Below are 1,524 nucleotides of genomic sequence, written 5' to 3'. Positions count from 1 at the left end.
TCCCCGACTTCCCCTTCACGTCTCCGGTGCTGTCCACCAACGTGGCGACTGCAGGATACGAGATCACTTCCTTGGGCGCCCCGGTCGATGCGTCCCAGAGCTTCACGTTCAGTCTCTGGGTCAAGCCGGCACACATCGCGTCGACGTCGCAGGTCGTGGCGATCCAGAGCGGCCAGGGAGTCGGCACGATGCAGCTGCAGATCACCAGCACCGGCAAGTACGCTTTCTGCCTCGGGGATCGTTACGTGAACATGAGCAACACCGCGCGTGACAACAACTGTGTCGCTGGGGGAACGGTCACCCCTGGATCGTGGCAGATGGTTACGGGTATCTGGGACGGAACCAACCACCAGCTGCGCCTCCATATCGGCAACTCCACGACGCCGGTCGCGGTCAACGGGCACGTCAACGGCAGTGGTGACCGCACAGCCAACGGGGGGTTGATGTTCGCCCCAGGCCCCGACAGCCTTCGATTCATTGGTCTGATCACCAACCCCGTCGTGGTGCCGGGTGTCATCAACCACGCGCAGCTCGAGCGCCTCACCGCTTTCGAGCTCCCCTTCACCGACTGAATACGGACACTGAGATGGCACGTTCGAGATCCCGTCAGCCTCTTGCGATTCTGACCGCGGTGCTGCTCACATGCGGCGTCCTCGTCGCCACGCCAGGAGCGGCCTTCGCCGAGGCACCGACACCGACGGTCGAGACGCCGGTCTTCGGCGACCCTGTACCGGGGTCCACGGTCGGTGATGCGGACGCCGGGAGTGGTCCGCTCTCGTCTATTACCGTGCCGACACCCGACGCACCGAAGCCGATGTCGCTGGAGAGCACTGACGTTGTTCTCGAACAGTCGGACGTGGGTGGTGTCACGACGGAGGCCGCAGAGGGTTCCGCGCCGGCTACAGTCGTCGGCGAATGGAAAGCGCTCGGCGACACGGGCATCGCCATCGCGCCGGCATCAGGCACCGACGACGATGCTGAGCGCGTCTCGGAAGACGCGCCTGATGACGCCGGCGACAGGAACCTTGATGCCGTTGCGATCCCGACAACGTCTGTCGCCGTCGGGATCCTCGACGAAAAGGCGGCCGGCAAGAAGGGCCTCGACGGCATCGTCGTCTCGCTGTCGCAGGAGAACGCGGGGAAGGACGGCGAGCCGGTCGCTGTGCGGTTGCCGGACGAGCTGCTCGCCGGTGCATACGGTGGCGACTTCGCTGGTCGTCTCGAGTGGGTGCAGGTGCCCGCATCGACCAAGGCCGAGGACATCGCGGAGAAGGCAGTGCCGGTCGCAAGCGTTTCGACGGACGAAGGACTCGTGCTGACGCCCAACGTCTCGAAGGAGCCGATGATGCTCGCTGCGCTCTCGGGTGCGAGCAGCGCGAATGGCACGGGGTCGTATGCGGCCACGCCACTGAAGTCCTCGTCGACGTGGGATGTCGCAGAGCAGACCGGAGCGTTCACCTGGAGCTACGACATGGCTGTCCCTGCGCCTGGTGCGGGGCCGGCGCCGTCGGTCGGCCTGTCCTA

At 65.6% G+C, this 1,524-nt stretch carries 2 protein-coding genes; both read left to right on the top strand.

Annotated features, from left to right (window positions below; translation table 11 throughout):
* A partial coding sequence (locus KZA10_RS14860) for a LamG domain-containing protein (protein ID WP_218683270.1) occupies positions 1-572 on the top strand: 572 nt, incomplete at its 5' end.
* A gap of 14 nt (positions 573-586) precedes the next feature.
* On the top strand, positions 587-1,524 hold a 938-nt coding region (locus KZA10_RS14855; RefSeq protein WP_218683269.1), incomplete at its 3' end, for a hypothetical protein.

The sequence above is a fragment of the Microbacterium sp. BF1 genome, from assembly GCF_019279095.1.
Lineage (GTDB): Bacteria > Actinomycetota > Actinomycetes > Actinomycetales > Microbacteriaceae > Microbacterium > Microbacterium maritypicum.
The sequence above is the reverse complement of the archived record's forward strand: the minus strand, read 5'-3'. Positions and strand labels throughout refer to the sequence as shown.